This is a genomic window from Dyadobacter fermentans DSM 18053, from assembly GCF_000023125.1.
Taxonomy (GTDB): Bacteria; Bacteroidota; Bacteroidia; order Cytophagales; family Spirosomataceae; genus Dyadobacter; species Dyadobacter fermentans.
In genome coordinates this window covers 3508508-3534609 of the sequence record NC_013037.1, presented here as the reverse complement: position 1 = coordinate 3534609, position 26102 = coordinate 3508508, and the positions used below count along the sequence as shown (strand labels likewise).

Below are 26102 nucleotides of genomic sequence, written 5' to 3'. Positions count from 1 at the left end.
CAATGCATTATAAACAAATCTTTACGAATCCCGCCTTTTGCACCCGATAACCTGACATGGCTTTAAATTATATTTTCGTTTCGTTTTTCGTCATTGCCTTCCTGATTGCGCTTCTGCAATTCGTTTTCACGGGCGACGTCCAAACTTTCAAGGCCATTACTGAGGGAATGCTGGAAATGGCCAAAGTGGCTGTGATGGACATCGCATTGCCGCTCACAGGCGTAATGGCGTTCTTCCTCGGCATTCTGAATGTGGGAGAAAAGGCCGGGATCATCCACGTCATTGCGCGGTTTATCGGGCCGTTTTTTAACAAACTTTTTCCCGAAGTTCCCAAAGATCACCCGGCAAACGGCCAGATGATCATGAACTTCTCCGCCAATTTCCTCGGCCTCGACAATGCGGCCACGCCCTTCGGTTTGAAGGCGATGCAAAGCCTGCAAGAACTCAATCCCAGCAAGGATACCGCTTCCAATGCGCAAATCATGTTCCTCGTACTGCACACGTCAGGTTTACAGATTATCCCGCTGTCCATCATCGCCCAGCGCGCCATTCTGGGTGCGCAGAGCCCTTCGGACGTTTTTATCCCGTGCGTAGTGGGTACTTACGTTACCACGGTTGTGAGTATGATCATTACGGCTATCTGGCAGAAAATCAATCTGTTCAACAGAACGGTCATGCTGGGCCTGGGCAGCGTTACCGCCATGATCGCGCTGATATTATGGTACTTATCGGGCTTGCCCAAAGAGCAGATCGAAACGGTTTCAATTCTGGCGGGTAACTCGGTGCTGCTGGCTGTGGTGGCGGGTTTTCTTGGCTGGGGCATGTTTAAGAAAGTAAATGTGTTCGAAGCATTTATCGAAGGTGCGAAAGGCGGTTTCACCACATCGGTGACGATTATTCCGTATCTGGTAGGCCTGCTTGTGGCCATCAGCGCATTCAGAAGCTGCGGAGCGATGGATTATATGATCGACGGTTTGAAATGGGCCTTTTCATTAACAGGCTTTAATACCGATTTCACCGACGCATTGCCCGTGGCGCTTATGAAACCCCTCAGCGGGAGCGGTGCGCGCGCATTGATGATCGACGCCATGAAGGAGTTCGGTCCCGATTCGTTCATCGGCAGGCTGGTGTGCATCTTCCAGGGTTCGGCAGACACCACTTTATATATTGTTGCATTGTACTTCGGCTCAGTGGGCATCAAGAACACCCGCTATGCCATCGTAGCTGGTCTGATCGCCGATTTTGTCGGTGTAATTGCCGGAATATGGCTCGGTTACCTGTTTTTCCACTGATCGAAAGGCAGCTGCGGGAAATCGCCCTTTACCACGGAAATGCAACCGTCCGTCCCAAATGGATGGTTGCATTTTGAGGTAAACACTAATATTGATCATCTAACTCCAAACCGCTTATGTTTCACTCTTTACGCTATTCCGCACTGGTTTTGGCATTGTTTTGTGGAATGACCGTTCCTGAAACCGTCCTGGCGCAACAAAATGTAACTCAGCCTGCTAACACCTATTCGCTGGAAGATTGCATCCGGATCGCCCTGGAAACGAACCCGCAGGTGAAGCAGTCGGAGATCACCGTGCAAACGAACGGCAACACTTATGAGCAATCCAAATGGGAGCGGTGGCCGAGCATCAGTTTCAGCGCCGGTCAGGGCTTCCGGTCGGGTCGTAACATTGATCCCTTTACCAACCAGTTCGTGCAGCAGAATGTGAGCTCCAATAACTACCAGCTCGGCGGGCAAGTGACGCTTTTCAGCGGTTTTCAGATCAGCAACAATATCAAATTCAATAATGCCAACTATCAGGCCAGCGCCAAGGACCTCGAAGCGACCCGCAACGACATTATGCTCAACGTCGCATTGTCCTATTTGCAGGTCGTAACCAACGAGGAGCTCATTATAGTGGCGCAGCGGCAGGTGGATGCTTCCCAATTGCAGGTCGACCGCACCGCTAAGCTGGTGGAAGCAGGTACATTGGCGGAAAGCAACCTGCTCGACCTGAAATCACAGTTGGCAAACGACGAGCTCACACTCGTAAATGCCCAAAACAACCTCGAAACGGCCAAGCTGAACTTGAAGCAATTCATGAACATGCCGGGCAGTGAGGTGATCAATGTGGTGAAGATTCCGGTAAAAGATCCCACATTGCAGGCCTATGACGCTACCATTCAGGAAATTTATGAAACAGCCCTGAACAATCTGCCCCAAATGAAAGCCGCCAACATGCGCATTGAGGCTTCCAAAATCAATGTAGACCTGGCCCGGGGCGCGAGAATGCCGACGCTGACTTTGAATGGCGGTATCTACACAGCCTATTCCAGCGCGGCGCCCAAAGAGCGGTTTGTAGGCGACGGAACGGGTAGTACGGTGATCGAGGTTCCTTCGCAAACGGACTATATTCTGGTGGACGACAAGCCCGTGCCCATTATTCAGCGTGTGTCCACGCCCAACGGTTCGTTGCAGAGTTTCCGCTATTTCAACCAGCTCGACTTCAACCGTAACTCGGCCATTAACCTGAACCTGAACATCCCGATTTTCAACAATTTCAGGGTAAAATATAATGTGGCCAACGCCCGGTTGCAGCAAAAAACATACGAATACCAGGCGCAGCAGGTGCAGCTCACCATCCGCAAGAATGTGGAACAGGCTTACATCGACATGACCAACGCGGCGAAACGTTACTCGGCCACTGCCAATCAGGTACGGGCATTGCAGGAAACATTCCGTGTGGCGCAGGTCCGGTTTGATGTGGGCGCAATTAACTCTGTGGAGTATAATATTGCCAAAGCCAACCTCGACCGGGCGAACGGTAACCTCGTTCAAACCAAGTATGACTACGTTTTCAGGACTAAAATCCTGGATTTCTACATGAACCGCCCGCTCTCCGATTTCTAGCATTCGCCTTCGTATCAGCAACTAATATTAAATCGTAATCAAAAACATATGGCACGTAAATCTTCGAAACAGATCTGGTGGATAACGGGAGGTGTCGTAGTGCTGCTTTTCGGTGGATTGTTTGGGGCAAAACAGGCCGGGCTTATCGGCAAACCTAAAACGACCGAGGTGGAATACACGACCGTCAAAAAATCGGATATCATCGAACGGGTGAGCGCGTCGGGAAAGGTGCAGCCGGAGGTGGAAGTGAAGCTCAGCCCCGACGTTTCCGGCGAAATCATCGCCCTGAATGTGGCTGAGGGTGACTCGGTCGTGAAAGGACAGTTGCTGCTGAAAATCCGCCCTGATAACTATGAATCGCTGATGGCCCGAGCCCAGGCCGCCGTTAATTCGAGCAAAGCCAATTATGAACAAACCAAGGCGATGGTTGCACAGGCGGAGGCGCGGCTCGTGCAGGCGAAGGCCAATTACGAGCGTAACAAAAAACTTTTCTCCGATAAAGTGATCTCATCTGCTGACTTCGAGCAATTTGCATCGACGTTTGGCGTAGCCCAGCAGGATGTAGAATCTGCAAAAGCCAATGTGGCAGCGGCGCTTTACAATATCAAGAGCGCCGAAGCAAGCTTGCGCGATGCGGCAGAAAACTTACGCAAAACGAGCATTTTCGCGCCGGTAAGCGGCATCGTTTCGCTGCTGAATGTAGAAGCCGGCGAGCGCGTGGTGGGAACTTCGCAAATGGCGGGTACCGAAATGATGCGCATCGCCAACCTGGCCGATATGGAGGTTCGCGTGAATGTAAACGAGAATGATATTGTGCGCGTTTCGATCGGCGATACGGCCGAGATCGACGTGGATGCTTACAGCTCGTCGGGGCGGAAATTCAAAGGTGTGGTGAAGGAAATCGCCAATACGGCGGCCGGTTTGGCATCGCTGTCGTCTACATCCACATCGGCCGCCAATACGTCGGCCGACGCCGTGACGGAATTTCAGGTAAAAGTGAAAATCCTGAACGAATCGTTCGCGGACCTGATGAACGCGCGTTCCAAAAAGTCTTATCCATTCAAACCGGGCATGACCGCCTCGGTTGAAATTATCACAGAGCGCAAAAATGGCGTAGTTTCCGTGCCGATCGCCGCCGTAACAACGCGTGGCGGCACGCAGCAGGCCATTCCGGGTTCGGGTGACGGTACCGAAAACAATGCACCGCCAGCCAGCGATGACGAGAACAAGAAGCCTAAGAAAGAAGAGGCCATTAAAGAAGTCGTTTTCATGGATGTAAACGGCAAAGCGGAAATGAAGGAAGTGAAAACGGGGATCAGCGATTTTGAGAACATTGAAATACTTTCGGGCCTTAAACCGGGCGACCGAATTATCTCCGGACCATACATTGCGGTGTCCAAAAACCTCAACAACGGTGACCTGGTAGAGAAAAAGAAGGAAGAACCGAAAAAAGATGGAAAAAAATCAAATGAAAACCCGAACTGATGCGTTGTAAAAAAGTAATAAGTTCGATTTAGTTTAGGTTAAAAAGGAAAATCCTTGCGGCTTTGCTGCAAGGATTTTTTATTTTCAGCAATTTTGGCCCCATATTTCAGCCAAATTCTGACATTTCCGCCGGATGAGCTTATTCAATCATACCAAAATCGCAGTGATCGGAGGCGGAAGCTGGGCAACCGCGCTGATCAAAATTCTTTGCGAACAAAATCACGTTCAAATCCGCTGGTGGCTCCGGAACCAGAAGGACATCGACCATATCCGGAAGTTCAACCACAACCCGAGCTATCTCAGCGACGTGGAGCTTTCGCCTAGGAAAGTGAAGGTTTTCGAAAAAACGACCGACGCCGTGAAAGGGGCCGATTACATTATCCTGGCCGTTCCCGCGGCATTCATCCAGGAATCGTTGCAGCATTTGTCGGCAAAGCATTTGCAAGGCAAACGCATCGTGTCGGCGATCAAAGGGATGGTCCCCGGCCAGAACGCCCTTGTTACCGACTGGGCGGCCGATGCGTTTGGCATTGAAATGAAAGATACCTGCGTAATCGCCGGTCCGTGCCACGCGGAAGAAGTGGCGCTCGAAAAGCAATCTTACCTCACCATTGCCTCCACGGAATGCCCGGCTGCGGAAGACTTCGCCCAGCTGATGACCTGCCGCTACGTGACAGCTAATGCGCTGGACGACCTCTACGGCGTCGAATATGCCGCCGTGATGAAGAATATCGTCGCGCTCGCGTGCGGGATCACGCACGGGCTCGGGTATGGCGACAACTTTCAGGCGGTGCTCGTTTCCAACGCCATGCAGGAAATCGGGAACCTGGTAACCGCCCTCGACCCCCGCGAGCGGAACCTGAGTTCTTCCGCCTACCTCGGCGACCTGCTCGTGACGTCCTATTCACAGTTTAGCCGCAACCGGTTGTTCGGAAATATGATCGGCCGGGGATACAGCGTAAAGGCCGCGCAGCTCGAAATGAAGATGATCGCCGAAGGTTATTATGCCACAAGGAGTATCCAGGAGCTCAACAAGACTTATCACGTTAATTTGCCCATCACCAACGCGGTTTACAGCATTCTCTACGAAGAGCACGCGCCCGCTGCGGTCATGAACGAGTTGAAGAAGTTATTGAAATAGTAGCCTCTTTTCGGTTCGTAAGGGTATTCTGCAAAACGTTCAACCTATTTTTTAATTCATGCTACCATACAAAAAGCAATCTATACGGCTTGCGGCCACATTGCTGCTCGGCTCCATTGTGATGACATCCTGCGGCTCGAAAAACAGTGAAACAGCGGAAGACCAGAAGGCGGATTCGCTCGGCAGCGAGAAGGAATTCGTGTTTGGCGACCAACGCCCGTTCCCGCAATGCCACGCCTCCACGCTCGTGCGCCTGGACGACGGCCAATTTCTCATAGCATGGTTTGGCGGAACAGAAGAAAAGAACCCCGATGTGGGCATTTGGCTTTCCAAAGGTCGCCCCGGCCAATGGAGTGCGCCGGTGGAAGTAGCCAAAATCCGGGAGGATGCGCACTGGAACCCGGTTCTGCAGAAAACTTCCGATGGTAAGGTGATTTTGTATTTCAAGGTAGGAAAGGAAATCGCGCATTGGGAAACTTGGGTGAAAACTTCATCGGACAATGGCGAAACCTGGTCGGATGCCTATGAGCTGGTGAAAGGCGACAAAGGCGGCCGCGGCCCGGTGAAGGACAAGCTGATCGAACTGTCGAACGGCGATTGGCTGGCAGGTGCTTCCAACGAGGTGAACCGCTGGGAAGTGTTTGTGGACCGCAGTACGGATAAGGGCAAAACCTGGACGGCCAGCCCGTATTTCAAAATCGACACGACGGAAATTAAAGGAAAAGGCGCAATACAGCCTACATTGTGGGAATCGGAGCCGGGGCAAGTGCATATGCTCGTACGCACGACCGGCGGCGTGATCGGCCGCAGCGATTCGAAGGATAATGGCAAAACCTGGTCGACCATTACAAAGACCTCTTTGCCTAACCCGAATAGCGGCATCGACCTCGCCAAACTCAACGACGGAACACTGGTGCTCGCCTACAACCCCGACGACCACAACTGGGGCTCTCGCTCACCGCTTTCGCTGATCCTTTCATACGACGACGGCCAGAACTGGACCGATAAAATCGATATTGCTACCGGTAAAAAAGAAGACGAGTATTCCTACCCGGCCGTGATCAGCTGGGGCGATTCGGTGGCCGTCACGTACACTTACAACCGCCGCAAAATCGCATTCTGGACCGGCAGTAAGAAAGATATTGTCGATCTGGCAGCAAAAAACAAGAAATAGGCGTCAATAGCCCTGCAACACAATGTCGTAAGACTCCATCATTTCAACTTTCTTCCCCATCTTTTTCTGGATGATTTTGAAATGATGGACGTCTTCGGGGCAAATGAGCGATATCGCCTCGCCCGGATTCTCGGCGCGGCCTGTTCTGCCGATGCGGTGCACATAATCTTTCGGCGACCGCGGCAATTCGAAATTGATCACATAAGGCAAAAACTGAATGTCGATCCCCCGCGAAGCGAGGTCGGTTGCCACAAGCACAGTTAGTTTTCCGGATTTAAACTTATTCAAAGCCTCGGTGCGCGCACCCTGGCTTTTTTTGCTATGCATGGCCATGGCGTCGATCCCGTTCTTTTTTAGCTTTTCGACGAGGTTATCGGCCGTCCGCGTGGCCGAAACGAACACAAGCACCTGCTTCATCTGCTGCGATTTGATGAGATAGCGCAGGAGCGGGCCCTTGCGATCCGGATCGACGAAGTAGCCGGTTTGTTTAATCAGGTCCAGGTTTTGTTCTTCTTCTTCGATTTCGATTCGTACCGGGCTTTTCAGCTGATCTTTATTGATTTTATCCACCTCATCGCCCAGAGTGGCCGAGAACAGGATACTCTGACGTTTCTTCGGCAACAGAAAGAAAATGTCCCGCATTTCGTCCGCAAAGCCCATATTCAGCATCTTGTCGGCCTCATCCAGCACGAGAATGCGCGTTTCTGCCAGGCTCAGGGCCTTATAGGAAAGCAATTCAAGCAACCTTCCCGGCGTAGCTACCAGTATTTCCACATTTTGCAATGCGATCATCTGTGGATTAATGGACACGCCCCCGAACACCGCCAGCGTTTTTACCTTCCGTGGAAGCCTTTCACTAAAAATCTGGAACACCGAGCCAATCTGCACCGCGAGCTCACGCGTCGGCACGAGCACCAATGCGGTAATGTGCCGGTTTTTGGCAGGAGGCATTTTTTGAAATGATTCGAGAATGGGCAGCACGAAACTTGCCGTCTTTCCCGACCCTGTTTTGGCAATGCCGAGCACATCGTTTCCCTTCAAAATGGCTGGAATTGCGGCCTGCTGAATCGGGTATGGTTGAGTATAATTCTGTTCAGCAATGGTTTTTAGTAATGGTTCGGACAATCCAAGCGATTGGAAGGAAGTTGCGTTCTCCGGCATGCGGTCATTTGTTTTGTGATCGGGCAAAGATACGGCTCCCTGCGCAAATGCTACCTGTCCGCCCGAAAGCCTGTTCGCCGGAACGCCGGTCCGCCGGTCCGCCGGTTCGCCGGAACGCCGGAACGCCGGAACGCGAGAAATTTTCCATCACCAGCATTCATACACATCATGTCGCACAACCGCAGGGAATTCCTTCAAAAATTAGGGTTTGGTGCCCTTCAATTGGGTGTAATCAGCGCAATTCCGGCATCGGCCTGGGCGTCGTCGCTCAGCTACGGACAATTGCCGCGCAGCTCCCCGGGAGCCCAGGGAATGTCGGCCAAAGGCATTCTGGACTTTGCCAACGCCGTCGAAACCGACCGTCTGAACCTGCACAGTCTGATGGTCCTGCGGCAAGGGAAAGTGGTTGCCGAAGGCTGGTGGGCGCCCTATGCGCCGGATTTGAAGCATACATTATATTCGCTCAGCAAAAGCTTTACGTCCAGCGCGATCGGTTTCGCGGTGGCGGAAGGTAAGCTGAAAGTGGATGATAAGGTCGTTTCCTTCTTCCCCGACGAGAAACCCGCTACCGTGAGCGCGAATCTCGCGGCTATGCGCGTACGCGACCTGCTCAGCATGTCGACGGGCCACGACAAAGACACCACCGGCAAACTGCGCGAATCGGGCAGTGATAACTGGGTGAAATCGTTTCTCGCGCAGCCCGTCGAGCATGAGCCGGGAACATTCTTCGTGTATAATAGCGGCGCCACGTACATGCTATCGGCGATTATTCAAAAGCTAACAGGTCAGACACTGCTCGAATACCTCAAACCGCGGCTTTTCCAGCCATTGGTGATCGAGGATGTAGATTGGGAGGTAGATCCGAAAGGCATTAATACCGGCGGTTGGGGATTGCGCGTGAAAACGGAGGATATTGCCAAGTTCGGGCAATTGTACCTGCAAAAAGGGGAATATAATGGCAAACGCATTCTTCCTGCCGCGTGGGTGGAAGAAGCCACGCGCTCGCATATCATGTCCAAAGGTAGCAACCGCAAGCCCGAAGACGACGACTGGCAACAAGGCTACGGCTACCAGTTCTGGCGCTGCCGGAATGGTGCCTACCGCGGCGACGGTGCATTTGGGCAGTATTGCATTGTAATGCCCAAAGAGGACATGGTAGTGGCCATCACCAGCGAAACCAGCGACATGCAGGCCATCCTCAACCACGTGTGGGCACACATCCTGCCCGCCGTAAAAGCCACCGGCGTGCCCGCAGACAAGGATGTGCAAAACCAGATGCAGAAAAAACTGACCTCACTCGCATTACCCCTAACCCCCGGAAAGCCTACCTCCGAACTGGCTTCTAAACTGAATGGCAAGGCATTTAAACTGGCGGATAATGATCTGAAAATTAGTAAAGTCGCTTTTGAATTCGACAAAGGCTGGTGCCTGTTCCGGCTGACGGATGCTAAGGGCGAACACCTCGTGGTAAATGGATTGGGCAACTGGAAAATCGGTCTGACCGATTTATCGACTATGCCGCTTAAACTCGTACTCACTCCCGTTCCCGGAGAAAAAAAGACCAAAATCGCCGCCAACGGCGCCTGGATCGATGACGCCACTTTCGAAATGACGTGGCGTTTCATCGAAACCGCGCATTACGAAACCGTGCGCTGCAAGTTCGAAGGAGATAATTTGCAACTAGAATTCAAAAGAAGCCTCGCGATTATCGGCAACACGAAAGACCCGCGGCCGGTGCTGAGCGGGAAGGTGGTTGCGTAGAGCGTACTGATTATCAGTTCAGTTTTTTATATTTGTGTAAACTAGTTTAAAAACATCACACTATGAGAATAACGATCGATTGGAGTAAACTTAAACTGGCAATGGCTGGTAAAAGCAAGATTACCAAAGCAGAAAAGCAGGATACGACGGAATACCTGCTGAGTAGCAATGAAAACCGGGAGAGATTGCTCAGGGCAATCGCCGACCTGGAAAACGGAAGAAAAAACGTTCAGGAAAGGGCGCTGATTGAAGAATGAAGCTTCTCTTTCATGATGAAGGTTGGGAAGACTACCTTCATTGGCAGCGCACGGACCCGAAAATCCTGAAAAGGATTAACGAGTTGATAAAGGATTGCAGGAGATCTCCTTTTAATGGAATCGGAAAACCGGAGCCGTTGAAGGGAGATCTTTCCGGTTATTGGTCAAGGCGGATCGATGAGGAGCACAGGCTGGTGTATTCAGTTGAGCCCGATGCGATTGTAGTTATCAAATGCAGGTTTCATTATAAAAAGTGAAATGCGCAATCATCCAACTCAAAAGATTTTAATATTATTGATATTCAATCTTTAACCAAAACCACAAACATGAGAAAGAACATTTTACTGACCTTGTTCATCATGATTACCGCATTTGCGGCGAATGCGCAGAAATTCAGGGGGCTGGATAAGAGTCCGCGTGATATTGCGTATTTCCCGGACCATTTTGCGCATGATCGGAAGGATGGCGAGAAGGCATTGGTGAAGGTTTCGTATAGCCGGCCTTTCCTGAATGGCCGCGAGATTTTCGGCAAGAAGGAGGCGTACGGAAAGGTGTGGCGCCTGGGAGCCGATGAATCGACCGAGATCCGGTTTTATGAAGATGCTACTTTCGGTGGCAAAAAGGTGAAAGCTGGTACTTATTCCCTGTTTGCGATCCCGGGTGAAAAGGAGTGGACGATCATCGTCAGTTCCGATGTCGATTACTGGGGCGCTTACAAATACAAGGAAGCCAATGACGTGCTGCGCGTGACCGCGCCGGTAAAAAGAGCAGATGCACCGATCGAGAACTTTTCAATTGTATTTGAAAAAGTCTCCGATAAGGCCGCCAAGATGTACCTCGGCTGGGAAACGACCATTGTGGAAGTGCCCGTGTCGTTCTGAGTGCCGGAAAGTGGCATAGTTCTTTCTCTCAATGGTATTTGAACCAATGAATTTACGACAATGGCAGATATCAATGATCAGATCGAACAGTTTTTTGACGCATACGAAAAGCGGTTTGCCGACGGGCTCGCCGGCCAGGAGGTAGGGGAGGATACCGCCTCGGCATTTGCGGATTTCTTCGTGGAAGCCAGCCCGATGGGCATCATAGGCGGGAAAAACGACCAGGAATTCCGCGAACGCGTTCCGCAGGGCTATGACTTTTACCGGTCAATCGGCATTACCAAAATGGCGATCCGGCAGCTGGACATTACGGAGCTGAATGAGCTGCATTACATGGTGGAAGTGTACTGGGAGTCGTTTTACGAAAAGGACGGTCAACCCGGTTCCATCGAGTTCAGCGTGATCTATTTCCTGCAACATCTGAACGGCGCGCTGAAAGTGTTTGCCTACATCACAGGTGACGAGCAGGCTGTTTTGAAAGAAAGAGGACTCGTGTAGCCGCCGTATACTGGCATTATTATTGTTGAAGCTGGTTTGAAATGAAACGTTTCCAACCAGCTTTTTACATTAATACCAACCAATATGCAGAAACACCACTTCACTATCCTCGGAATGCTGGCCCTCTCATTGCTCGCCGGCTGTAACAGTGAAAATAAATCGAAGGACGAGGCTGCGGCCGCCGGGCCGGACTCTGTGGCTACGGCAACCGATAGCCTTACGCTGCCACCGCCGTTCGCGACGGAATCTGTGGAAAACAGGCCCGAAGAAGCCGGCTGGCCGGATGGTAAAATGCCCGTTGCGCCGGAAGGCTTCGTGGTTACCAAGTTCGCCGACAAGCTCGAAAGTCCCCGCTGGACCTACATTGCGCCTAATGGCGATATTTTTGTGGCCGAATCGGGCACCAAAAAGAGCGCCGACCGCATCACGCTCCTGCGCGATGTGAACAAGGACGGCACACCCGAAATGCGCGAGATATTTCTCCAAAAACTCAACAGGCCGCTGGGAATGCTCGTGTTGAATGGCTATTTCTACGTGGCCAACACCGAAGGCCTTTACCGCTATCCGTACAAGGACGGCGAAACCAAAATCACTTCCAAAGGCGAAAAAATTGTGGAACTGCCGGCAGGCGGATATAACAATCACTGGACGAGGAACATCCTGGCGAATGCAGACGGCAGCAAAATCTACATTTCCGTAGGTTCAGCAAGTAATGTAGCCGATCACGGTATCGATGAGGAGAAGCGCAGGGCCAACATCCTGGAAGTGAACCCGGATGGTTCCGGCGAGCGCATTTACGCGAGCGGGCTGCGCAATCCCGTGGGTATGGACTGGGCGCCGGGCACCAATGTGCTTTGGACGGCCGTGAACGAGCGCGACAAATTGGGCGACGACCTCGTACCCGATTACATAACCAGCGTGAAAGAAGGCGGCTTCTATGGCTGGCCGTACGCCTATTTCGGTCCGAATGAGGACCCGCGCCGCAAAGGCGAGCGCCCCGACCTGGTGGCGAAAACGATCGTTCCCGACGTGCCGGTGGGCTCGCATACGGCCTCGCTAGGACTGGTATTTTACAACAAAACCCAGTTTCCGGCCAAATTCCACAATGGCGCATTTGTGGGCCAGCATGGCTCGTGGAACCGCTCCAAGCTATCAGGCTACAAGGTGGTATTTGTACCTTTTAAAAACGGCAAACCGGCCGGTAAACCGGAGGATTTCCTCACCGGTTTCGTAGAGAGCGAGAAGAAAGTGTATGGCCGGCCTGTGGACGTGACGGTCATGAACGACGGCTCTTTGCTTGTGAACGACGATTCGGGAAATACCATTTGGCGGGTAAGTGCGAAATAACAGCTGATTTTTTTAGGAGAAAAGCGGTCCGGGATACAACCAGGCCGCTTTTTATTGTTTGTGCCTGCATTTCCTGAAAAGTTTTTGCGATTTCGCTAGGAAAAATATACCAATCAGTATATTTTTGAAGTGTCAATCAAAATGCAGATCGCCGGCAAGCAGCCGGTTTTAATTTCTCCAAAAAAAATACCAATTGGTATATTAACTAGGATAGCAATGAAAACTACTGGAAATACGATCTTGATCACTGGCGGAAGTGCCGGAATCGGTTTTGAATTCGCGAAAGCGTTCGATGCGAAAGGCAACCATGTGATTATTACCGGCCGCAATGCGGAGCGCTTGCAGAAAGCCGCAGCACAGCTTACCCATGTGACGCCCATCGTGTATGATGTGGTGGATAAAAACGCGACGGATGCACTCGTGGCGCGGCTGGAAGCGGAATTTCCGTCGCTGAATGTCGTGATCAACAATGCAGGAAAGGCATCCTACTACCACCTCGATGGCGACGACAACGTGGCGGAGCTGGCCGAAGAGGAAATCGTTACGAACTATCTTGCCATCATCGGCCTAAACCAGAAACTGCTGCCGCTGCTCAAAAAAGCCGATGAAGCGGCAATCGTGACCGTATCGAGCATTGCTGCGCTTGTGCCGAACCATTTCCTGCCTACTTATGCCGCCAGCAAAGCCGCGCTGCATTCCTACACGCAATCACTGCGCATCGCACTCGGCAAATCAACGCGCATCAAAGTGTTTGAAATCCTGCCTCCATTGGTCGATACTGAATTTTCAGCCGAAATTGGCGGTGCTGCCAATGGCATCCCGCCGAAACAAGTGGCCGACGAGCTCGTGCAGGCATTTGAAACCGACACTTACGAAGTACTTACAGGCCGCACCGCCGATGTGTTCAATCTGTTCCTGAGCAACCCGGCGGCTGCATTGCAGGCCATGAACCCGGGCCTTCAGCTCCAATCGGCCTGAACAAAAAGTGCAAAAAGTAACCTTTGAGATACAAAAAACGAAGCCGATATGAGACAGAGAGTCGCTTTTGCCCTGATCATGGGGATCATCACAACGGGTATAATTTCCTTTGCTTTGATATCCATAAATATTGGATTTGTTGCCAATTTTTTGGTGATTTGGCTCAAATCTTGGAGCATGTCCTACCTGATCGTCATCCCGGCAATCCTCTTACTGGGCCCGAAGGTGCAGAAACTGGTCGACGATATCTTCAAAGATACACTGACTCAGGAGGTTGACTGAAACCCTCTGGCGTCGCGGATCAATTAATCAAATTGTATGAAAAGAGTAGTTGTTACTGGCCTGGGGGTTATATCCCCGCTGGGGAATTCTGTGGAGGAGTTCTGGCAAAATATTGTAGATGGTAAAAGCGGTGCTGCTACCATTACGAAAATGGATGTTTCCAAATTCAAAACCCAGTTCGGCTGCGAAGTGAAAAACTTCCATCCGGAAGACTATATTGAGAAAAAGGAAATCAAGAAATACGACCTGCACACGCAATACGCGATCGCGGCTTCGGACACGGCGATCAAAGACGCGGGTCTTGATTTTGAAAATATCGACGTGAAGGACCGCTACGATATGGGCGTTATCTGGGCTACCGGAAACGGTGGTATGGGCACGTTCGAGGACCAGCTGCTGGAATTCCACGCTTCGGGCGGTATACCGCGTTTTAACCCGTTCTTTATTCCCAAAATGATCGTGGACATTGCTGCGGGCGTGATTTCGATCCGCCACAAGCTGCATGGTCCCAATTACTGTACGGTTTCGGCCTGTGCATCGTCCAACACGGCGCTCATCAGCGCATTCGACACCATCCGCATGGGTAAAGCCAAGCTAATGGTGGCGGGCGGCTCCGAGGCGGCCATCATTTACTCCGCATTGGGCGGTTTCAGCGCGGCGCAGGCACTTTCCAAACGCAACGACGATCCCGCAACCGCTTCCAGGCCTTTCGACAAGGACCGCGACGGCTTTGTGATGGGTGAAGGCGCGGCGGCATTGATCCTCGAAGATCTGGAATATGCCAAAGCGAGAGGCGCAAAAATTTATGCCGAAATCGTGGGCGGCGGTATGGCAGCGGACGCCTACCACCTTACCGGCACACCGCCGGACGGAATGGGCGCGGCGCTCGGCATGACCAAAGCATTGAACGAAGCGGGCATCACGCCGGACAAAATCGACTACGTGAATGCGCACGCCACCTCTACCGGCCTGGGCGACATGAGTGAGTTGCAAGGCATGAAAACGGTGTTCGGCGACCATCCGGTAGCCATCAGCGCCACCAAATCCATGACCGGCCATTTGCTGGGCGCCGCAGGAGCGCTGGAAAGCATCGTTTGCGCATTGGCAGTGAAACACGACATCATTCCAGGCACGATCAACACCGAAAACCTCGACGAGGCCATTCCCGAAGGCATGAATATCGTTTTAGGAAAATCGCTGAACCAGACGGTGAACTACGCGCTCAACAACACGTTCGGTTTCGGAGGGCACACGGCGACCTCTATTTTCAAGAAATACACAGAGTAGGACAACAAAAACGGAGTAGGGCATTGCCTTACTCCGTGATTTCCGAAAGGACTTCCACAACCCCGTTTTCATCGTTGCTTTTGGCGATGAAGCGGGCTATTTTTTTAATATCCGGGTGCGCATTGGCCATTGCATAAGAGTAATGCGCTTTTTCGAGCATTTCGAGGTCGTTGAGGTAATCTCCGAATACCATCGTCTGCTTGGCGGTAATGTTGAATTTTTCCTGCAAAACCTCCATCGCGCGGCCCTTGTTGGCCTTTTTGTGGGAAATGTCGAGCCAGATCGGCCCGGACACTTTCACCTGCAGGTCATTCTCGTATTTTTTGTAATGCGGATAGCTGTTCACCTCCGAGCCGGCCAGGTCGCATAATGTGAATTTTAAAAACTGGTCGTCCCTGATTTCCAGCAGGTCTTCCACCACTTCGTACCGTTCGAAATACAGTTTAAGGTGATTGATAAACTCCTCGTCGTCGTTTTCGACATACGCCTTTTTCTTGCCGCAAATGATCGGATAGGTGTTTTTGATCTTTCTCGCAACGCGGATCAGTTCGTGCGTAATCTCCTGATCGACTGCCTGGATGTGGATTTCCTCGTCGTTGCATACGACATAGCTGCCGTTTTCGGCCGCAAAAATGACTTCCTCCTTCACGGCATCCAGCGTTTTGGCCAGGTTGAAATACTGGCGGCCGCTGGCTGCGACAAAAATGATCCCGTGATCCCTTAACTTCCTGAAAACCGGAAAAAACGATTCGTGGATTTCATGTTTGGAGTTCAAAAGCGTACCGTCCATATCGGTAGCCACCAGCCGGATGTCGGAAAATGTCATATCGGGATTAAATATTGCCTTATTAGTCAAGGCAAATAAGCCCGCTAAGGTTCCGTTTTTACTGTAAATTTGACAATTAACCCCGCGACCCGAGAACCGCCCGTTCGTTTTCGCTGTTAACTTCGCAAATACCACACGTTGCGCAGCCGTTCGATGAAATTCTCTAAATACTACCTCGTTGCATTCGTTTCATTTCTGATCTGGGGCTTTTTCAGTCTGGCGCTAAAACCGCTGAAAGGCTATCCTTCGCTGGACATTCTGTTCTATCGCGTATTCATTTGCGCGGCGGTGATGGCGGTAATCAGCCTGTTCATGCGTGTGCGGGTGTTGAAGGAGAGTATCGCGGCATTCAAGGGCATGCCGGTGGCGCGGAAACGGGAAGTTGCATTCCTGACCCTGGCCGGCGGTGTGCTGCTCACAGCCAACTGGTTCTTCTTCATTTATGTGATGAACCACATCAGCGTCAAAGCGGCGTCATTCGCCTACCTGGTCTGTCCGATCATGACGACCGTGATCGCCTTTTTTGTGCTGGATGAAAAGCTGAGTAAATGGCAATGGACGGCGGTAATGCTCAGTGTTTTGAGTTGCATCCTTCTTTCTTTCAACAATATAGCCGATATTCTGTACAGCCTCATTGTGGCCGCGTCCTACGCGTTTTACCTCGTGAGCCAGCGCAAAAACACCGGTATCGACAAATTTCTGGTACTCACGATCCAGATCATATTCTCCGCATTACTGCTCTTGCCATTTTATCCAAAATACAGTGCAGCCCTGCCTACGGAGGCATCGTTTTACATATTGATCACGCTGATCGCCGTGGTTTTTACGATCGTTCCGCTGTTTATGAACCTTTATGCATTACAGGGCGTGACTTCGTCCACGATGGGTATTTTGTTGTATATCAATCCATTGATGAACTTTGCAATCGCATTGTTCTACTTTCACGAGCCCATTAACGCAACGCAGATCACGGCCTATTCCATCATTCTCCTTTCAATCGTGATTTTTAACGAACGGTTTATTTTCGGGCGCCGCCGAACCGCCGTCGCCTGATTTCCGGTAAGCCGCCGAGCGGATGAAACGGCCGAAATGATAACTTTCAAAAGTGAGTTGGTAGCCGTTTTGAACAAAATGCGCCTGCATATCTGGCAGCTGGTCCGCTTCTACGCGGCTGATGTTCCGGAAGAAAATGTACATCGATCGCAGCAATGCCTTTTGCCACAGTCGGTTAGTGCCTTTGTCGATATGAAAATCGGTGAAGAGCCATTGTCCGCCCGGTTTGAGGTAATAATTTAGTTTATCAAAAACCTCCTGCGCACGCGGGCGACTGAAATTGTCGAACAGGAACGGCGTCATAATCACGTCATACGGTGCAGGCGCGGCATAATTTTCAATGGCCATGTGAATAAATGCGACCCGGTTCGCCTTGCAGTCTCTTTCGCGGGCGAGGTCGAGCATATTGGATGAAATTTCGACGTAATCGATCACCAGGCCGGAAGCATGCAGGCGGGATATCTCTTCCAGAATCCAGCCGGTGCCGCCGCCCACGATCAGTATCCGCGAGCGCGGTGCAATGGCCGGCAGCAACGACCGCTGTGCACGGACAATGGATTTTCCGAACACCAGCCTGCTGAGCCTGTCGTAATTCGTGGCGATACGGTCGTAATTATTCAGCATTTCAAGAAAGGTTCTGGTGCGCAAAGAAGCTGCCGGCTATCCCACAAAGTGCCTTCACGAGCAGCAAGCCGTCGATCACGATGAGATAGAACAAAATACTCTGCCGCTTTTGCAGCGAGAATGCGACGATGAGCAGGCACACAAACGGCACGATATTGAACAGCACCGTGGGCCAGCCGAAGCCGCGGAAAATCGCGAAAGTGAGGAACGAAAGTAGCCCGACGAGCAGGAGCGGCACCAGCACATAGTAAATCGTATTGCGCAGGCCCATTCGCACGGCAAAAGTCTTCAATTCGATATTCGCATCGTCCTCATAGTCCTTCATATCGAACATAATCGCATTCACCGTGCAAAACATCCAGTTTTTGGTAAAAAGCCATAGCATCAGCAAAGGCTCGCCAACGGTAATGCCCTGCTCGATCCGCAGCGCCGCCATCGGGAACAGATTAACACACCCCGCCCACACAAAGCCGATCACAAATGCTTTCAGCCACCCTGTCCGGCGGAGGTTCAGCGAAATGATCGATTTCGGGAGCAACCCGTAGTACAGCACGGCGGCAAGCGGCACAACCGACAATATCAGCGAGTAATGCAGCGGCAAATGCAGCACCGCGTGAAAATTGTCGATCAGGTACCAGCCGCCGGCGACCGCGCAAATGCTGAACAGCACCACCTGGCTAATCCTCGTAAAACGGTGATGGAGACGGTACCATTCGGTTCGCGGGTTGGCCGACACTTTGGGCGCCACAGGCCCGGAATAGGCGATCGTGTAATAAAAAACGGTGGCGCAGAAAACAAGAACGTAGTAAACCGGCGAGTTGAGCGGCAGATTCAGCTGGAAGCCAGTTTCAACGGACAGCGCAACAGCCAGCAGTCCGACGAAGTAGTTGGCAAAAAATACAAATGCGATAATCCTGTTTAACATATCTGCCTCCGGGCCAGTCCTCTACGCAGGGTGAGGTTGGAATAATATAATTAAAGTGTCAATTTAGGATTTTTGAGGGCGTGCAGTAAGCCCTGCCGCGATTTACTGCGTGCGAAAAACGATATTTTTTTAACCAATTATCAAATGAAAAGAATCTATTTACTCCTGACCCTTTGGGTTACATGCCAGGCCGCATGTTTGCCTACCGCGCTCGTTTTCGCGCAAGGTACCAACCCGGTCCCGAAGGACGCGGTAGTGGAAAGTATCATCAAGGAGGCTACTGAAAACTCGCAATTGGAAAAGCTGGGCCACGAACTGATGGACGTCATTGGCCCGCGGCTCGTCGGCTCGCCGCAAATGCAGCAGGCGCATGATTGGGCCGTTGCGACTTATAAAGGCTGGAATATCACCGCCAGGAATGAGAAATGGGGCGAATGGCGCGGCTGGGAACGGGGCGTTTCGCATATCGATATGGTGGCGCCGCGCGTAAAATCACTGGAAGGCATGCAGCTCGCATGGAGCCCGGGCACCAATGGCAAAACGGTTACCGCCGACGTGGTGATCCTGCCCGAGGTAGCCGATTCGGCCGCATTCAGGAAGTGGCTGCCCTCGGCGAAAGGAAAGTTCGTGCTCATCAGCATGAACCAGCCCACCGGCCGGCCGGATTATAATTGGCAGGAGTTCGGCACGAAAGAGTCGTTTGAAAAGATGAAAAAGGACCGCGACGCGCAGACCGAGGCCTGGGCTAACCGGCTGCGCAAAACGGGTTACAATGCCCGCGGGCTGCCGCTGGCGTTGGAGAAAGCGGGCGCGGCAGGCGTGGTGATGTCGTATTGGTCAAAAGGTTTTGGGGCCAACAAGATCTTCGGGGCTTACACCAAAAGCATCCCGACGATCGATATTTCGCTCGAAGATTACGGCTTGCTGTACCGCCTGGCCGAATCCGGCCACACGCCGCGGATCAGTGTGAAAGCGGATGCGAAAGAAACCGGCGTAAGCCCGACATTCAATACGATCGGGGAAATCAGGGGTACGGAGAAACCCAATGAATACGTGATCCTGTCCGCCCATTTCGATTCGTGGGACGGCGGCAGCGGCGCCACCGACAATGGCACCGGCACGCTGGTGATGATGGAAGCAATGCGCATCCTCAAAAAAGTGTATCCCAATCCCAAACGCACGATCCTCGTCGGCCACTGGGGAAGCGAAGAACAGGGGCTGAACGGCTCACGCGCATTCGTGGAGGACCATCCCGAGATCGTGCAGAACATTCAGGCAGTGTTTAATCAGGATAATGGAACGGGGCGGGTCGTGAACCTCACGGGCCAGGGCTTTCTGAACTCCTATGAATACCTGACGCGCTGGCTTTCGAAAGTGCCCGAACCGATCCGCACGCCGATCGAAACCACGTTTCCCGGAGCGCCGGGTGCAGGCGGTTCCGATTTTGCTTCGTTCGTAGCGGCGGGTGCGCCGGCGTTTTCGCTGAGCTCGCTGAGCTGGTCCTACGGCACCTATACCTGGCATACCAACCGCGACACATACGACAAAATCGTGTTCGACGACGTGCGCAGTAACGCCATCCTGGCTGCGATTTTGGCCTATCAGGCAAGCGAAGACCCCGCAAAAACTTCACGCGAGAAAAGCATTCTCCCCGCAGATTCGAAAGGAGTGCCCGCCGCCTGGCCGGAGCCACGCAAACCTATCCGTCGCGGAGGACTGGATTAAACAGATAACATAACCATGCAAATAGAGATCATTGAGGAGCTTACCGAAGACCTGCTGGTCGTCCGCTCCTTCGAGCAAGGCAGTGAGCCGGAAAACCAGCAAATGTTCAAAGCCGAAAAAGGCGAAACCTGGTGGTATTCGTCCAAAGAACTTTGGATTGGCTTGGGAAATGCCCCGAAAATGCCCGGCATTATCCGCATTTTCAGGTCCCTTTTTTCCAAACGGAAGGACCGCTGGCCCGAACACATTACGCTGGACGCGCGCGGCCGCAGCGCCGAATGGGTGGGCAACGCGGTGAACGGGATTGCATTGGGAGGCTACAACCTGCAACTGTACAAGACGGAACCGAAACCAGTGAGCGAATTTTTTAAGTCGGGGAGGTTGCTCATTTTAACCGAATCGCCCGAAGAAGTGGCGGGAGCGGCCAACGACGCGCTGAAAACGGCATTGACCCAGATCCGCATTATGGATTTGACGAATGCACCTTCTAACTACAAAAAACCGGCAACGCTGGCCGAATGGGCGCGTGCTTCGGGCGCGGCGAATGGTTATGCGGTCGAAATCCTCGACAAAGCTCAGCTGGAAGAAAAAGGCATGCATGCATTGCTGGCCGTGAGCCAGGGAAGCGCGGAACCTCCGGTAATGATCGTTTCGGAATACAAGCCGGAGCATTACACCCAAACCGTGGCGCTCGTGGGCAAAGGGGTTACGTTCGATACCGGCGGGATTTCCATTAAACCCTCCGCGAACATGCATTTGATGAAGAGCGATATGGGCGGTGCGGCTGCGGTGCTGGGCGCAGTGGAGCTCGCCGCGCAGCTGAAATTGCCGGTGCGGGTGATCGGTGTGATACCTTCTACGGAAAATTCCGTCGACGGCTCGGCGATGAAACCCGGCGATGTGATCGGTTCCTATGCCGGGAAGACGATCGAGGTGATTGATACCGACGCAGAAGGAAGGCTGATCCTCGCCGACGGACTGCATTATGCCGTCAAGCATTACCAGCCCGACGTGCTCATAGACCTCGCAACGCTCACGGGCAGCATCATCCAAACCCTCGGCTACGAAGCTGCAGGCCTTTTTACACCCAACGATGAGCTCGCGGCCGACCTTATTAACGCCGCGGAGCACACAGGCGAGCGGCTGTGGCGCCTGCCCGTTTGGGATGAATACAAAGAAGAGATCAGCTCGGACATTGCCGATGTGAAAAACTACCACGGCAAACCGCTCGCCGGCGCCATCGTGGCGGCGAAATTCTTGGAAGTTTTTACCGGCGGGCACACCGCCTGGGCCCACCTCGACATCGCAGGAACCGCCTTCGGCGATACCGAATTTGCTCCCGGCCGCGCGGGGACCGCATATGGCATACGCCTGCTGATCGCCTATCTCTCGAAGCTGTCCTAACCGGCGGCAAGAGCGCTTTGTAACGGAAAATTAACCGGCGCTTTTCTTGCCAAAATGGTTCTTTTTGCTAGATTTGAGAATATATGAGTTGCGGCATCGCACGTCCGCAGATGCCGCTACCGTCCACCAAATGACATTTTATGACCCAAACTCTGACTTTTCTCTGCATTTCTACCTATTTCAAAGGCAACGACTTTTTGAAGGCTCTTAAAGATGCCGGCAACAAGGTTTTTCTGATCACCGCGAAAAAACTGGAACATAAGCCGTGGGTCAGGGAAGCTGTCGACGAATTTTTCTATGTGGAGGAGGAAGAGGATGGGACGTATAACATGAACGAGATCATCACCGGTCTCGCGTACGTGATGCGCACCCGCCCGATCGACCGCGTGGTGGCGCTCGACGATTACGATGTTGAAAAAGCGGCGCATATCCGCGAATATTTCCGCATTCCTGGGATGGGACAGACCACCGGCCGCTATTTCCGCGACAAGCTGGCCATGCGCACGAAGGCGCTCGAATCGGGCATTCTCGTTCCGGGTTTTTCGGCGCTTTTCAATGATGATCAGATCAACCGTTTTATTGAAAAACATCCCGGTCCGTGGATGATCAAACCGCGCTCGGAAGCATCGGCGCTGGGCATTCAAAAGCTCAGCACGGCGGAAGAACTTTGGAACACCATTCACGACCTCGGGGATAAGCGGCATGCTTATCTCGTGGAACAATACAAAGCCGGCGACGTCTACCACGTCGATTCTATATCTTACAATGGAATCGTTATATTCTCCTGGAACAGCAAATACCTCGCGCCGCCATTCGACGTGGCTCATGGCGGAGGCATATTCCGCTCGGTAACCGTCCCGTTCGATTCTTCCGAGGAACACGCATTGCAGACGCTCGCGGTGGATTTGCTCAAAGCTTTTGGGTTGAAACACAGCGCTTCACACACCGAGGTGATCCGTTGCCACGACGATGGTAAATACTATTTCCTGGAAACATCGTCGCGCGTAGGAGGTGCACACCTTTCGGAAATGGTCGAAGCCTCGTCGGGAATTAACCTCTGGAAGGAATGGGCGCGAATGGAAACGGCCGAGGCAAAGGGTGAAAACTACAAGCTGCCCGCCGTTCGGAAAGAATATGCCGGTATCCTCATCTCGCTCGCCCGCCAGGAATGGCCCGACCTATCGGTATTCAATGACCCGGAAGTGGTGTGGCGCATGAACGAGCCGCATCACGTGGGACTGGTGATACGCTCAAAATCACGCGATAAGGTGCTGGAAATCATGGATAAATACGCTGCCATTATCCAGAAGAAATACCACGCTTCTGCCCCGGTTCCGAAGAAGCCGGCGCATTAGCGGCTACTTTTCGTTCCCGGCGCATTGACAGCGAGATAATTTAGCCAAAATCTTTTTGTAGAAGCGCGTTACCAAAGTGAAAAGCGGACGTCTAAACAGGTGAACGTAACCACATTCACTATGGACAACATCATAAACGCCTCGCTTTTCAACACGGTAAAAGACCTTATACAGGCCAGTAAGCAACAGATTGCCATTTCTGTGAATGCAGAAATGAGTATGCTCTACTGGAAAATTGGCACGGTAATCCGGCAGGAAATCCTGAAACAGGAGAGGGCAGAATACGGAAAGCAAATTGTCGCGACACTGTCGCGACAATTGGAAGATGTGTATGGACAGTCATTTTCAGAAAAAAGTCTGAGGAGAATGATCCAGTTTGCAGAGCTTTTTCCTGAGGAACAAATTGTCGTGTCACTGATACGACAATTGAGTTGGTCTCATTTTATGGAAATTCTCCCATTTCAAGACCCCATCAAACGCGAATTCTACATTCAAATGTGCATCCACGAGAAGTGGAGCGTGCGCACATTCCGGGAGCGGATTCAATCCATGCTCTACGAGCGAACGGCCATTAGCAAAAAGCCCGAGGACGTGATCATCAATGACCTGCATCTGCTCAAAAGCGAACAAAAGCTCAATCCTGACCTCGTTTTCAAAGACCCTTACTTTCTTGATTTCCTCGGCTTGAAGGACGCCTATTCGGAGAAAGATCTCGAAGCTTCGATTATCGTGGAATTGCAGCGTTTCATCATCGAGATAGGCACCGATTTCGCATTCATGGCCCGGCAGAAGCGCATTACTATCGACCACCGGGATTATTTCATCGATTTGCTCTTTTATCACCGACGGCTGAAATGCCTTGTCGTTGTCGATTTGAAAATGGGTGAATTTGAAGCGGGTTTTAAAGGCCAAATGGAGCTTTACCTTCGGTTTTTGGAGAAGTACGAAAAGATACAAGGTGAAAATGACCCGATCGGTTTGATTTTGTGCTCAGGCAAAAGCAGCGAACACATCGAATTAATGCAGCTGGGCAAAAGCAACATTCGCGTCGCCGATTACCTGACGGCGCTGCCTTCACAACAGGTTTTGCAGGAGAAACTGCATAAGGCAGTCGAGATCGCGCGGCACAAGATGGAGCAGCGGGAATACACCAATACCAAAACGGGCCTGCCAAGTGATTAGCAGACCCGTTTCAAGAACTCGTAATGGCTATTAAACCAGCTTGAATGCCTGGCGGCCGAGCAGGACCCAGTTTCCTTTCACTTTCTGGAATACCATTAACACACCCAGTTTTACCTGAGCAGGATCTTTGCCTTTGTTGTGGGTGTCGCCGTACAGCTTGTGACGAACCATCGCAACATCTCCCGAAATGGAGATCGTTTGTTCGCTCAGGTCGATTTTGGTGAATTTAGATTCCTCGCTCACCAGTGCACGGATAAATTCCTTCTGATCTTCCAGCAGGCCGTTGGAGTGGCCGTAGGAGAGAGAAGGCGAGGTGAGCTTTTTCAGCTCGGCCTCGTTGGCGCTGATAATGGCCGTTTTGAGTTTTTCGACGGTTGAGGCAACAGCCTTTTCATCCGCGCTTTGCGCGAAAACGAATGCATTGCCTATCAGCAGGAACGCAAGAAGCAAAAATGTTTTTTTCATTGATTGATAAGGAATTTAGTTGACTTCGGCTGTCGGCTATCGGCTATCGGCTTAATGTATCGAACATCACGGTCAGGTATGAAAGCCGACGGCCGAAAGCCGAAGTGCTATATATCCACCCGCTCCATTTTCGGCGAAAACAAGTGCATTACTCCCCATGCAAGCAGGTAGGCGCACCCGCAGATGATGAAAATGAGGTTGTATCCGCCTCCGATGTTCCCGGCAGCTTTGTAGTTGTCCAGAATGATCCCTACCAAAAGAGGAAACAGGATGCCTCCTACTGATCCGGCCATTCCACCTATGCCGACGACCGAACTTACGGCCTTTTTGGGAAACATATCCGAGGCCGTTGTGAAAATATTTGCGCTCCAAGCCTGGTGCGCAGCTGCGGCAAGGCTGATAAGCACCACCGCCTGCCAGATGTTCGTCGTGTATTGCGCAGCCATAATGGGCATGACGAGGAATGCGAAAATGAGCATGGAAGTCTTTCTCGCCCGGAATACCGGCCAGCCTTTTTTGATAAAATAACCCGACAAATATCCGCCGCCAATGCTGCCAACGGTCGTGGCAGTGTACACGATCACGAGTTCGGGGCTCGGTTTCGAAAGGTTCAGTTTGAATGCCTCTGCGAAGTAGGAAGGCAGCCAGTACAGGAAAAACCACCAGATAGGGTCGGTGAGCATTTTACCGAAAACAAATGCCCAGGTCTGCCGGATTTTGAACAGTTGCAGCCATTTAACCGGCGCTTCCTTGCTCGTATCGGCCTCGTTGTCGCTGTGAATGTAGTCGTATTCGGCCTGGTTGATGCGGCTTTGCTTTTCGGGAAGTTCGTAATAGCGCCACCAGAAAATGAGCCACACGAAGCCGATGGCGCCGGTGATCAAAAATGCTTCCTGCCAGCCATACACGCCCAAAATCCAAGGGACCATGATTGGGGCCACCACCGCCCCGATGTTCGCGCCGGAGTTGAATATGCCGGTTGCGAGGGCGCGTTCTTTTTTGGGAAACCACTCGGCCGTCGCCTTAATCGCCACGGGAAAGTTGCCGGCTTCGCCGAGTCCGAGGATGGCACGCATGAGCGCGAAACTGAATGTGCCTGTCGCCACGGCGTGCAGCATGGCGGCAATACTCCACACGACTACCGAAATGACATAGCCCAATTTCGTGCCGATTTTATCGATAATAGCTCCGAAACCGATCAGCGACACCGCGTAGGCCGTTTGAAAGGCCATTACAATGTGGCTGAAATCCGACTCCGACCAGCCGAAATCTGCTTCCAGCGTCGGTTTGAGCAGGCCGAGCACCTGGCGGTCGAGGTAATTGATGGTGGTAGCGCAGAATAACAGGGCTACAACGCGCCAGCGGTAGCTGGTCTTCTGGGTCTCCATC

The 26102-nt window shown here is 52.0% G+C and carries 25 protein-coding genes; 19 read left to right on the top strand and 6 right to left on the bottom strand.

The features are described from left to right. Positions 1 to 56: 56 nt before the first annotated feature. The 5 genes from DFER_RS14170 to DFER_RS14150 all read left to right on the top strand — a co-directional run bounded on the left by DFER_RS14170 (position 57) and on the right by DFER_RS14150 (position 6702). Positions 57 to 1292 carry a spore maturation protein gene (locus DFER_RS14170; RefSeq protein WP_015812332.1) on the top strand — a complete coding sequence of 412 codons (1236 nt, stop codon included), beginning with the start codon at positions 57 to 59 and terminating at the stop codon, positions 1290 to 1292. Positions 1293 to 1408: 116 nt separating this feature from the next. Beyond that, positions 1409 to 2902, top strand: coding sequence for a TolC family protein (locus DFER_RS14165; RefSeq protein ID WP_041735114.1), 1494 nt, complete (start codon positions 1409 to 1411; stop codon positions 2900 to 2902). A gap of 48 nt (positions 2903 to 2950) precedes the next feature. Then, positions 2951 to 4387, top strand: coding sequence for an efflux RND transporter periplasmic adaptor subunit (locus DFER_RS14160; protein WP_015812330.1), 1437 nt, complete (start codon positions 2951 to 2953; stop codon positions 4385 to 4387). A gap of 133 nt (positions 4388 to 4520) precedes the next feature. Further along, the gene (locus DFER_RS14155) at positions 4521 to 5528 is read left to right on the top strand and encodes an NAD(P)H-dependent glycerol-3-phosphate dehydrogenase (protein WP_015812329.1); all 1008 of its coding nucleotides are present in this window, start codon (positions 4521 to 4523) and stop codon (positions 5526 to 5528) included. A 58-nt stretch (positions 5529 to 5586) separates the two neighbouring features. Next, the gene (locus tag DFER_RS14150) at positions 5587 to 6702 is read left to right on the top strand and encodes a sialidase family protein (protein WP_015812328.1); all 1116 of its coding nucleotides are present in this window, start codon (positions 5587 to 5589) and stop codon (positions 6700 to 6702) included. A gap of 3 nt (positions 6703 to 6705) precedes the next feature. Here DFER_RS14150 and DFER_RS14145 read toward each other — a convergent pair whose 3' ends face one another. Then, positions 6706 to 7863, bottom strand: coding sequence for a DEAD/DEAH box helicase (locus DFER_RS14145; protein ID WP_015812327.1), 1158 nt, complete (start codon positions 7861 to 7863; stop codon positions 6706 to 6708). A gap of 168 nt (positions 7864 to 8031) precedes the next feature. Between DFER_RS14145 and DFER_RS14140 the strand changes: the two genes are divergently transcribed. The 9 genes from DFER_RS14140 to fabF all read left to right on the top strand — a co-directional run bounded on the left by DFER_RS14140 (position 8032) and on the right by fabF (position 15154). Then, complete coding sequence (locus tag DFER_RS14140; RefSeq protein ID WP_015812326.1) at positions 8032 to 9624, top strand: serine hydrolase domain-containing protein; 1593 nt, start codon at positions 8032 to 8034, stop codon at positions 9622 to 9624. Between the two features lie 62 nt (positions 9625 to 9686). Then, the gene (locus DFER_RS14135) at positions 9687 to 9881 is read left to right on the top strand and encodes a type II toxin-antitoxin system Phd/YefM family antitoxin (RefSeq protein WP_015812325.1); all 195 of its coding nucleotides are present in this window, start codon (positions 9687 to 9689) and stop codon (positions 9879 to 9881) included. Further along, positions 9878 to 10138: a Txe/YoeB family addiction module toxin gene (locus DFER_RS14130; RefSeq protein ID WP_015812324.1), complete on the top strand. Its 261-nt coding sequence runs from the start codon at positions 9878 to 9880 to the stop codon at positions 10136 to 10138. Before DFER_RS14135 ends, DFER_RS14130 begins: the two co-directional genes overlap by 4 nt. A 69-nt stretch (positions 10139 to 10207) precedes the next feature. Further along, positions 10208 to 10762, top strand: coding sequence for a DUF2911 domain-containing protein (locus DFER_RS14125; RefSeq protein ID WP_015812323.1), 555 nt, complete (start codon positions 10208 to 10210; stop codon positions 10760 to 10762). A gap of 60 nt (positions 10763 to 10822) precedes the next feature. Next, entirely contained in the window at positions 10823 to 11260 is a 438-nt protein-coding gene (locus tag DFER_RS14120; protein ID WP_015812322.1) for a DUF6841 family protein, read from the top strand. Positions 11261 to 11344: 84 nt separating this feature from the next. Then, positions 11345 to 12607, top strand: a complete 1263-nt coding sequence (locus DFER_RS14115; protein ID WP_015812321.1) for a PQQ-dependent sugar dehydrogenase — start codon at positions 11345 to 11347, stop codon at positions 12605 to 12607. Between the two features lie 216 nt (positions 12608 to 12823). Next, complete coding sequence (locus DFER_RS14110; RefSeq protein ID WP_015812320.1) at positions 12824 to 13585, top strand: SDR family oxidoreductase; 762 nt, start codon at positions 12824 to 12826, stop codon at positions 13583 to 13585. Positions 13586 to 13633: 48 nt separating this feature from the next. Next, complete coding sequence (locus DFER_RS14105; protein WP_015812319.1) at positions 13634 to 13867, top strand: DUF2798 domain-containing protein; 234 nt, start codon at positions 13634 to 13636, stop codon at positions 13865 to 13867. A gap of 36 nt (positions 13868 to 13903) precedes the next feature. Beyond that, a complete protein-coding gene (gene fabF, locus DFER_RS14100) occupies positions 13904 to 15154 on the top strand; it encodes a beta-ketoacyl-ACP synthase II (RefSeq protein WP_015812318.1) in 1251 nt (416 codons plus the stop codon). Between the two features lie 28 nt (positions 15155 to 15182). Here fabF and DFER_RS14095 read toward each other — a convergent pair whose 3' ends face one another. Next, a complete protein-coding gene (locus DFER_RS14095) occupies positions 15183 to 15980 on the bottom strand; it encodes a Cof-type HAD-IIB family hydrolase (protein WP_015812317.1) in 798 nt (265 codons plus the stop codon). A 153-nt stretch (positions 15981 to 16133) separates the two neighbouring features. On the opposite strand from DFER_RS14095, the gene DFER_RS14090 reads away from it, so the two are divergent. Then, complete coding sequence (locus tag DFER_RS14090; protein ID WP_015812316.1) at positions 16134 to 17033, top strand: EamA family transporter; 900 nt, start codon at positions 16134 to 16136, stop codon at positions 17031 to 17033. On the opposite strand, the gene DFER_RS14085 is transcribed toward DFER_RS14090, so the two are convergent. Both DFER_RS14085 and DFER_RS14080 read right to left on the bottom strand, forming a co-directional pair. Next, positions 16974 to 17657, bottom strand: coding sequence for a class I SAM-dependent methyltransferase (locus DFER_RS14085; RefSeq protein WP_015812315.1), 684 nt, complete (start codon positions 17655 to 17657; stop codon positions 16974 to 16976). The genes DFER_RS14090 and DFER_RS14085 overlap by 60 nt on opposite strands. 1 nt (position 17658) lies before the next feature. Continuing rightward, positions 17659 to 18582 carry a UbiA family prenyltransferase gene (locus DFER_RS14080; protein ID WP_015812314.1) on the bottom strand — a complete coding sequence of 308 codons (924 nt, stop codon included), beginning with the start codon at positions 18580 to 18582 and terminating at the stop codon, positions 17659 to 17661. A 144-nt stretch (positions 18583 to 18726) separates the two neighbouring features. On the opposite strand from DFER_RS14080, the gene DFER_RS14075 reads away from it, so the two are divergent. From DFER_RS14075 to DFER_RS14060, 4 genes are all read left to right on the top strand, one after another. Continuing rightward, entirely contained in the window at positions 18727 to 20307 is a 1581-nt protein-coding gene (locus DFER_RS14075; protein WP_015812313.1) for a M20/M25/M40 family metallo-hydrolase, read from the top strand. A gap of 15 nt (positions 20308 to 20322) precedes the next feature. Beyond that, positions 20323 to 21711, top strand: coding sequence for a leucyl aminopeptidase family protein (locus DFER_RS14070; RefSeq protein ID WP_015812312.1), 1389 nt, complete (start codon positions 20323 to 20325; stop codon positions 21709 to 21711). Between the two features lie 140 nt (positions 21712 to 21851). After that, complete coding sequence (locus DFER_RS14065) at positions 21852 to 23066, top strand: ATP-grasp domain-containing protein (protein ID WP_015812311.1); 1215 nt, start codon at positions 21852 to 21854, stop codon at positions 23064 to 23066. Positions 23067 to 23186: 120 nt separating this feature from the next. Further along, positions 23187 to 24248: a PDDEXK nuclease domain-containing protein gene (locus DFER_RS14060; RefSeq protein WP_015812310.1), complete on the top strand. Its 1062-nt coding sequence runs from the start codon at positions 23187 to 23189 to the stop codon at positions 24246 to 24248. A gap of 30 nt (positions 24249 to 24278) precedes the next feature. On the opposite strand, the gene DFER_RS14055 is transcribed toward DFER_RS14060, so the two are convergent. After that, a complete protein-coding gene (locus DFER_RS14055; protein ID WP_015812309.1) occupies positions 24279 to 24713 on the bottom strand; it encodes a nuclear transport factor 2 family protein in 435 nt (144 codons plus the stop codon). A 107-nt stretch (positions 24714 to 24820) separates the two neighbouring features. Continuing rightward, positions 24821 to 26101, bottom strand: coding sequence for an MFS transporter (locus DFER_RS14050; RefSeq protein WP_015812308.1), 1281 nt, complete (start codon positions 26099 to 26101; stop codon positions 24821 to 24823). Position 26102: the final 1 nt, after the last annotated feature.

Coding starts and splice junctions, on each gene's coding strand:
- DFER_RS14170 (WP_015812332.1), top strand. CDS start 57: ATGGCTTTAAATTATATTTTCGTTTCGTTTTTCGTCATTGCCTTCCTG.
- DFER_RS14165 (WP_041735114.1), top strand. CDS start 1,409: ATGTTTCACTCTTTACGCTATTCCGCACTGGTTTTGGCATTGTTTTGT.
- DFER_RS14160 (WP_015812330.1), top strand. CDS start 2,951: ATGGCACGTAAATCTTCGAAACAGATCTGGTGGATAACGGGAGGTGTC.
- DFER_RS14155 (WP_015812329.1), top strand. CDS start 4,521: ATGAGCTTATTCAATCATACCAAAATCGCAGTGATCGGAGGCGGAAGC.
- DFER_RS14150 (WP_015812328.1), top strand. CDS start 5,587: ATGCTACCATACAAAAAGCAATCTATACGGCTTGCGGCCACATTGCTG.
- DFER_RS14145 (WP_015812327.1), bottom strand. CDS start 7,863: ATGCCGGAGAACGCAACTTCCTTCCAATCGCTTGGATTGTCCGAACCA.
- DFER_RS14140 (WP_015812326.1), top strand. CDS start 8,032: ATGTCGCACAACCGCAGGGAATTCCTTCAAAAATTAGGGTTTGGTGCC.
- DFER_RS14135 (WP_015812325.1), top strand. CDS start 9,687: ATGAGAATAACGATCGATTGGAGTAAACTTAAACTGGCAATGGCTGGT.
- DFER_RS14130 (WP_015812324.1), top strand. CDS start 9,878: ATGAAGCTTCTCTTTCATGATGAAGGTTGGGAAGACTACCTTCATTGG.
- DFER_RS14125 (WP_015812323.1), top strand. CDS start 10,208: ATGAGAAAGAACATTTTACTGACCTTGTTCATCATGATTACCGCATTT.
- DFER_RS14120 (WP_015812322.1), top strand. CDS start 10,823: ATGGCAGATATCAATGATCAGATCGAACAGTTTTTTGACGCATACGAA.
- DFER_RS14115 (WP_015812321.1), top strand. CDS start 11,345: ATGCAGAAACACCACTTCACTATCCTCGGAATGCTGGCCCTCTCATTG.
- DFER_RS14110 (WP_015812320.1), top strand. CDS start 12,824: ATGAAAACTACTGGAAATACGATCTTGATCACTGGCGGAAGTGCCGGA.
- DFER_RS14105 (WP_015812319.1), top strand. CDS start 13,634: ATGAGACAGAGAGTCGCTTTTGCCCTGATCATGGGGATCATCACAACG.
- fabF (WP_015812318.1), top strand. CDS start 13,904: ATGAAAAGAGTAGTTGTTACTGGCCTGGGGGTTATATCCCCGCTGGGG.
- DFER_RS14095 (WP_015812317.1), bottom strand. CDS start 15,980: ATGACATTTTCCGACATCCGGCTGGTGGCTACCGATATGGACGGTACG.
- DFER_RS14090 (WP_015812316.1), top strand. CDS start 16,134: ATGAAATTCTCTAAATACTACCTCGTTGCATTCGTTTCATTTCTGATC.
- DFER_RS14085 (WP_015812315.1), bottom strand. CDS start 17,657: ATGCTGAATAATTACGACCGTATCGCCACGAATTACGACAGGCTCAGC.
- DFER_RS14080 (WP_015812314.1), bottom strand. CDS start 18,582: ATGTTAAACAGGATTATCGCATTTGTATTTTTTGCCAACTACTTCGTC.
- DFER_RS14075 (WP_015812313.1), top strand. CDS start 18,727: ATGAAAAGAATCTATTTACTCCTGACCCTTTGGGTTACATGCCAGGCC.
- DFER_RS14070 (WP_015812312.1), top strand. CDS start 20,323: ATGCAAATAGAGATCATTGAGGAGCTTACCGAAGACCTGCTGGTCGTC.
- DFER_RS14065 (WP_015812311.1), top strand. CDS start 21,852: ATGACCCAAACTCTGACTTTTCTCTGCATTTCTACCTATTTCAAAGGC.
- DFER_RS14060 (WP_015812310.1), top strand. CDS start 23,187: ATGGACAACATCATAAACGCCTCGCTTTTCAACACGGTAAAAGACCTT.
- DFER_RS14055 (WP_015812309.1), bottom strand. CDS start 24,713: ATGAAAAAAACATTTTTGCTTCTTGCGTTCCTGCTGATAGGCAATGCA.
- DFER_RS14050 (WP_015812308.1), bottom strand. CDS start 26,101: ATGGAGACCCAGAAGACCAGCTACCGCTGGCGCGTTGTAGCCCTGTTA.